Origin of the sequence: Microcystis sp. LE19-195.1E (genome assembly GCF_027532095.1) — a bacterium.
Taxonomy (GTDB): Bacteria; Cyanobacteriota; Cyanobacteriia; order Cyanobacteriales; family Microcystaceae; genus Microcystis; species Microcystis aeruginosa.
On the sequence record NZ_JAPZSZ010000251.1, the window covers coordinates 1 to 6,541 of the forward strand.

General features: G+C 44.5%; 4 protein-coding genes and 4 pseudogenes. 7 read left to right on the forward strand and 1 reads right to left on the reverse strand.

What is annotated here, in order from left to right; translation table 11 throughout:
* From O9300_RS13890 to O9300_RS13920, 7 genes and pseudogenes are all read left to right on the forward strand, one after another.
* Positions 1–123: pseudogene (locus tag O9300_RS13890) on the forward strand (IS630 family transposase); the annotation flags it as partial.
* Positions 124–163: 40 nt separating this feature from the next.
* The gene (locus tag O9300_RS13895; RefSeq protein WP_287972237.1) at positions 164–1,033 is read left to right on the forward strand and encodes an SGNH/GDSL hydrolase family protein; all 870 of its coding nucleotides are present in this window, start codon (positions 164–166) and stop codon (positions 1,031–1,033) included.
* Positions 1,020–1,440: pseudogene (locus O9300_RS13900) on the forward strand (IS1 family transposase); the annotation flags it as partial. The gene O9300_RS13895 and the pseudogene O9300_RS13900, both read left to right, overlap by 14 nt.
* A gap of 201 nt (positions 1,441–1,641) precedes the next feature.
* Positions 1,642–1,791: pseudogene (locus O9300_RS13905) on the forward strand (RNA-guided endonuclease TnpB family protein); the annotation flags it as partial.
* A gap of 16 nt (positions 1,792–1,807) precedes the next feature.
* A pseudogene (locus O9300_RS13910) lies at positions 1,808–3,553 on the forward strand (alpha-amylase family glycosyl hydrolase); the annotation flags it as partial.
* A 172-nt stretch (positions 3,554–3,725) separates the two neighbouring features.
* A complete protein-coding gene (locus O9300_RS13915; protein ID WP_287731350.1) occupies positions 3,726–4,388 on the forward strand; it encodes a TVP38/TMEM64 family protein in 663 nt (220 codons plus the stop codon).
* A gap of 234 nt (positions 4,389–4,622) precedes the next feature.
* Positions 4,623–5,630 carry a DnaJ C-terminal domain-containing protein gene (locus O9300_RS13920; RefSeq protein WP_287972241.1) on the forward strand — a complete coding sequence of 336 codons (1,008 nt, stop codon included), beginning with the start codon at positions 4,623–4,625 and terminating at the stop codon, positions 5,628–5,630.
* A gap of 225 nt (positions 5,631–5,855) precedes the next feature.
* On the opposite strand, the gene O9300_RS13925 is transcribed toward O9300_RS13920, so the two are convergent.
* Positions 5,856–6,200, reverse strand: coding sequence for a hypothetical protein (locus tag O9300_RS13925; RefSeq protein ID WP_002738818.1), 345 nt, complete (start codon positions 6,198–6,200; stop codon positions 5,856–5,858).
* Positions 6,201–6,541 lie beyond the last annotated feature (341 nt).

Genomic DNA, 6,541 nt, shown 5'->3' on the forward strand with positions numbered 1-6,541 from the left:
CGAGAATTTGAAAATAAAGAAGAACTGGAAAAAGTAGTCAATCAGCTTTTAAATGAAGGGGGATTGATTATTAAATGGAGTAGAAAACTTAAAAATAAGGGTAATGCTGTCAATGTAACTTAAATGCGTAAAAGCTTATCAACCCGTTCCCTTCGGTGGTTTGATGCCTTCCCTAGCGTACCAAAGCGGTCGCTTGACCAATGGGCCGACCTGGGTGGAAACCTTGGCAGCCCGTCTGGGGGTTAGCGCATCTCCGTACCTAGAGGGAGGGACGAATTTCGCATTCGGGGGCGCAAGAACTGGGCCTCTGGGAACCACCCCGCCGACTCCTCCCAGCTTACTAAACCAATTTGCCCTATTTCAAACGAGTACGGGGGGAATCGCCCCATCGAGCGCCCTGTACATGGTTTGGGGGGGGAGTAATAACGCTCGCGACGCAGCCGGACAGAAACTCGCAGGGGATAGTGCTGGGGCGAGCGCAACCTTGACGGGGGCAGTTGGCGATCTTATTACGATTATCGGGGGACTGAAAAGTGCAGGGGCTGTTCATATCCTGGTTCCCAATCTGCCAGATTTAGGGCTGTCACCAGAGGCGACGCGGGAGGTGTCGGGGGCGAGCGCAGCGGCCACGGCGGTTAGCGTGGAGTTTAATGCCCTTTTACGGAATTCATTGACAACTTTTCGCAATGATCCGACGATCAATCTGATCGAGATCGATACCTTTAGTTATTTTGCCTCGATCACCAATTCGCCTAGTAGTTTCAGCTTAACAAACACCACCGATCCCTGTGTGGATCTGACGACGGTTTGCACGAATCCGGATGAATATTTGTTCTACGATGGACTTCACCCCACCGCCGCAGTTCACCGGCAGTTCGGCGAGTTCGTAGGCACTCAGGTGGTGGTGGTTCCCGAACCAGGCGGGATTACCGGTATCTTGCTCGTTACGGGGATCGGTGCGTTGGTGACAAAACGAAAAGGGGCGTTGCATAATAGAGATATGAATGGAGGAAATCAAAATGCAATGCCCTGAATGTAAATCTACCCATATCCGTAAAAATGGCATCAATAAACAAGGTAAACAAAATCATATTTGTGTAACCTGTGGCCGTCAATTTATTGATAACTATGAAAAACAGAAAGGCTATGACGAAAAAACGAAGCGAGAATGCCTAACTGCCTATGTTAATGGGATGGGATTTAGAGGAATAGAAAGGCTAAAGGGAGTTCATCATACGACCGTAATTAATTGGGTAAAATCTGTGGGAGAATTATTGCCAGGGGTTCCTATGACCCAGAAACAATTCCTGAAGTAGGGGAACTGGATGAATTGGAAACCTTTGTTGGCTCAAAAAAAACAAAATCTGGGTGTGGACAGCCGTTGACCACTTTAAAAAAGGAATTTTAGGTTGGGTAATCGGAGATCATAGTAGCGAAACGTTGAAACGTTGAAACGTTGGGAGCATCTCACCTTTGCAATGAGCATAAATACTTAGTGGAAAAATAGGCTTTTCGATGGTAATTCTTGTTTTAATTCTCCATGTACGCAGTCTTTAAAAGCCTCTATTTCGTTCCAAGACACGATTAAGAGTGGCTTTTAGGCTAAGTATAATTACTCATCGCGTAAGTGAGATGCTCCCTATCAATGCCGCTAAGAATATTCGGGATGAAGGTTTACGAATTTTGGCGGTAGGGCATACCGCTACTGCTTCTGGAGGGAGAGTAAGACCAAGTAAAGGCACTGCTTTTGCAAGGCATCTCCCCGTGAATGAAGAATCCCCACGCCTTTAGGCAACGGGAGTGTCAAGAGGCCCATGTGCGCGGTTTAAGCAATCACCCCTCCGCTAGTCGTTTAGAAGATATTCTCAAGGGAATTACGGGTTTTGAGGAAGTGGCCAACGTTCCCTACCAGTACAGAGGAACTTATGCGGGAGCCGGCTATATGGCCAAATACCTAAAAGCACTAGGATTTACTACCATCGAACTCTTACCCGTCCAAGAAACCGCTAACGATAATAACACCGATGATCGCCCGGGTGGTAACTATTGGGGTTACATGACCTTTGGTTATTTCGCCCCCGATCGCCGTTATGCTTATGATCGCTCCCCCGGTGGACCCACCAGAGAATTTAAGGCCATGGTCAAAGCTTTCCACGACCAAGGTATGGAAGTTTATCTCGATGTGGTCTATAACCACACGGGAGAAGGGGGCAATTGGGGCAGCAACGATGTCACCGGATTTGTTAGTTTTGGTGGTTTTGATGTGGTGGAATACTATCAACTCACCGATGAACATTATCTAGTCGATGGGGCCACCGGCTGCGGAAATCAATTAAACTTTTCCCATATTGTCACCTGTAATCTGGTTCTTGATTCCCTCACCTATTGGTTAGAAACCATGGGAGTTGATGGTTTTCGTTTTGATCTGGCCCCCGTCCTCGGCCGAACTCCTTCTAGTCATGAACGAGAAGATTGGCACAAGCAAAAACAATTCTTTCCTAAACATCCTTTGTTAGAAAATATCGAGAAATTAGGCAATAAATACGATGCCGAAATGATCGCCGAAGCTTGGGATATCTGGGGTTACGAAGTGGGTAATTTCCCTGCGGGTTGGGGAGAATGGAATGGCGGTTATCGCGATGCAATCCGGCGTTTTTGCAAGGGAGATGGTAATACTTTTAAATTCATCGAACAGGTGAACGGCGATTATCATAATTTTAACGACCAAGGCGGACCACACAAATCGATCGATTTTATTGTTGCCCACGATGGTTTTACCCTGATGGATTTAGTCAGTTATAACAATAAAAATAACCTCAATCCCTGGCCTTTTGGTCCTTCCGATGGCGGCAATAGTAATAACGATTCTTGGGATTCTGGCGGTAATCAGGCCTTACGTCGCCAAAGATTACGCAACTTTTGGACGATTCAATTTTTATCTCGCGGTGTTCCCATGACTGTCTGGGGCGATGAATTTGGCCGCACTCAAAATGGTAATAATAATCCCTACAATATTGATAGTGTGGCCACTTGGAATAATTATGATATGATTGCCACTCGTTCACCCCATCTACTGCCCACGGGTTATCGGGAAGCTTATCACAATAATTTTGGCACGGGAACTAATCAAGAAGAACGCAATCCTTTATTTATTTTTGCCGCTTATATTGCTCACTTAAGAAACAATCATATAGCACTCAAACAGCACCGCTACGGCGATCTGGTTCTCGATGGGGGCAATAGTGTCACCTATTTATTTAAAAAAACCGATGGGGTTAGCGATTTAACTGCCCATGATCGCTCTATTTGGTTTTTAATTGATGGTAGTGCCGTCGGTGATCACGATTTTTTGGTGTTAATTAATATGTATTATCTGCCAGTGGATTTTCGTCTTCCCCCGTCATCGAATAATTATCGTTGGCTAAGAATTATTGACACGGCAGCTTGGGCAGAAACCGATTATAATTGTTGGTCTGTGGATCAAGGGACAGTAATTGCCAATAGCTATAAAGTCAATGGTTTTTCGATCGTGGTTTGCGAGGAGATTAACTGAACTACCCACACCGATATCGGGGGTAATTTGGGGACAGATAGGGCAGCCCGCTAATATTGAGATCGAGATCGATCCTATGCCGATTTCTGCTATATTTTTGGCAATAGGGAAATATAAACCCCAGCTGCATCTTATGTTTTACAACCCGCACTTAGCCCAAAATTGCCGTTAAATGTCTAAAACTAAAAGTAGTGTTATTATCCTAACCATAATTTGTATTATCGCCACGGCGATCGGAGTTTATCTGATCGGTGGTATCGACTCCCAACAATTACAGATCTGGTTAAAACAAATGGGAATTATGGCTCCCATTTTGTATATTATTCTCTATACGATCGGGACAATTTTAATTCTGCCTTCTACCCCCTTAAACCTCAGTGGTGGGGCCATCTTTGGGGTAGTTATGGGAACAGTTTGGACAACGATCGCCGCTTTGGTGGCCGCTATAGTTGCCTTTGCTTTTACTCGTACTATTGGCCGGGAATATACCGCCAAAAAATTTCAGGGAAAATGGCAAGCGATCGATGCAGAAATGCAGCAAGGCGGCCTATTTTATATGTTTGCTATCCGTCTATTACCGATTATTCCCTACGGTATCGTTAACTTTGTTGCGGGATTAACTTCTATCCGTTTTCGCGATTATTTGATCGGTACTTTATTAGGCACTGTCCCCGGAATTTTACCCTTTGTCATGATGGGTGCGGGTTTAAAATCTTTAGGAAAAGGCGATATATTGCCCCTGATGCTGGCTTTTACCCTCATTGCTCTGTTAGTAGGTGTGGGAACTTGGTATCGTCGTCGTCGGCAATTTCCCCAGATAAAAAGTAAAAAGTGAAAAGTCAAAAAGTGGACGTTACATTAAAGGTAAAAAGGGTGTTGGGTGTTGGGATTTTAGGGTTTTGGGGTTTTGGGGTATTAGTTGAAATTTCCCTATTCCCCTATCTCCCCATTTCCCTATACTCTGACTCCTGACTCCTGACGACCGACTCCCGACTCCTGACAACGATAAAATTAAGTTAGATTAGGAATATCCCGACTGAATCCTCATTGCTAAGGAGATAGCGTATCGATGCCTGCCGCAGATTATAAAGATTATTATGCCGTTCTGGGAGTAGGTAAAACTGCCAGCGCTGAAGAAATTAAAAAAGCTTTTCGTAAATTAGCCGTCAAATATCACCCCGATCGCAATCCTAACGATAAAAGCGCCGAAGAACGTTTTAAAGAAATTAGTGAAGCTTACGAAGTCCTCTCCGATAGCGAAAAACGCCAAAAATACGATCAATTTGGACAATATTGGCAACAGTCCGGGCGATCAAATTGGCCTGGTGGTAATCCGGGGGTTGACTTTGGTTCGGACGGTTTTGACTTTAGCCAGTACAGCACCTTTGATGATTTTATCAATGAACTGCTCGGTCGCATGGGTCGCTCCGGCGGTACTCGCCCCGGTTCCCATTCCTACGGGACTCCGGGGGGAGGATTTGGCGATTTTAGCAATTTTAACGACTTTGCCGGCGCTCGTACTCCACCGCAAGCTGTCACTTCCGGCATCTCCACCGCTAAACTGCGTCTGAGTTTTGGGGAAGCTTTGCGAGGAGTACAAAAACGGGTTAATTTAGCCGGAGAAATGATCGATATCAAAATCCCCCCAGGAACCAAAACCGGTAATCGTCTCCGGGTACGGGGTAAAGGACTAATCGATCCCTTGAGTAAACAACGGGGAGATCTATTTCTCGATGTGGAATTAGAACCCCATCCTTTCTTTGCTTTTGAAGGCGATAATTTAACCTGTGAAGTCCCGATTACCCCCGATGAGGCGGTTTTAGGCACAGCGATCGAAGTTCCTACCCCCGATGGCATGGTGACGGTAAAAGTTCCCGCCGGTATTCGTTCCGGTCAATCCCTGCGCTTACGAGGCAAAGGTTGGATCGATAATAAAGGACAACGCGGCGATCAATTAGTCAAAATTGTCATCGATACTCCCAAAGAATTAACGGCGATCGAACGGGAATTATACGAGAAAATTAAATCTCAGCGTACCACCGATCCCCGTCGTCATCTCAGACAGGTGCAAATTTAGTCCCTAGATCTTAATAGTGAGGTACGAAGCAAAAGGTAGGGTGCGTTAGACGGCCAAAATTGCTGCTTTGAATTGAAGGTAACAATCCGTCGTAACGCACCACCTATCATCAACTAAGTAGTAAAAGGTAGGGTGCGTTAGACGGCCAAAATTGCTGCTTTGACTTGAAGGTAACAATCCGTCGTAACGCACTACCTATCATCTGTCTCTGGAGTTTATCCTTGGCTAGAATTTAACCTTACTAGCCAACCAATTAGTGATTAATTTGGGGCTATTTTTCTTCACCCAATAGAGAGCATAAATTCTGAATATAGGCTTAGAAAAACGAGCGATCGCTTTCATAATAAAATTTAAGTGACGACTATGAAACTTTTTATTAATTAAATTTAACGAACCCACATCGTAAAGACAGTCGATGATAATTCTAAAAGTCGTTTCCTCTCTTTGGAATAAACTATCTATTAACAATAGCACTTCCTGAATCCGTTGCTGTTTAAGCTGTTCTTCTTCGGAAACAGCCGAGAGAATCTGCTGCTGCTTAGATAATTTACTATCCGATGGGGTTAACATGATATGGTAAGGAAAAAATTAACTTGTTTTGATTTTATCCCTATTTGCCGATTTTGCAAGACCAAACCCCCCATCTATCCCCATTTTTACGATAACACGGATCTTTCCTCTCCCATGCCGTCTTGACTGTGGTTGCTGTGATTGTGTCATGGACTGTGACTGATTATTGATAAAAGGTTGCTGAATACAATATAATCATAGGGGAGCAAGTCAAAGCTGAAGAACAAATAAACTACTTGACAAAAGCATCAATTGGGTATGGGATAGAGAAAAGAGTAGGGAAAAGACAAAAATGACTCCAGAGCAACAACAAGAACTTAACCAACATATTCAAGCGATAG

Bases quoted from the DNA above. Each gene is read 5' to 3' on its own strand.
- O9300_RS13895 (WP_287972237.1), top strand. From the start codon at position 164: ATGCCTTCCCTAGCGTACCAAAGCGGTCGCTTGACCAATGGGCCGACC.
- O9300_RS13915 (WP_287731350.1), top strand. From the start codon at position 3,726: ATGTCTAAAACTAAAAGTAGTGTTATTATCCTAACCATAATTTGTATT.
- O9300_RS13920 (WP_287972241.1), top strand. From the start codon at position 4,623: ATGCCTGCCGCAGATTATAAAGATTATTATGCCGTTCTGGGAGTAGGT.
- O9300_RS13925 (WP_002738818.1), bottom strand. From the start codon at position 6,200: ATGTTAACCCCATCGGATAGTAAATTATCTAAGCAGCAGCAGATTCTC.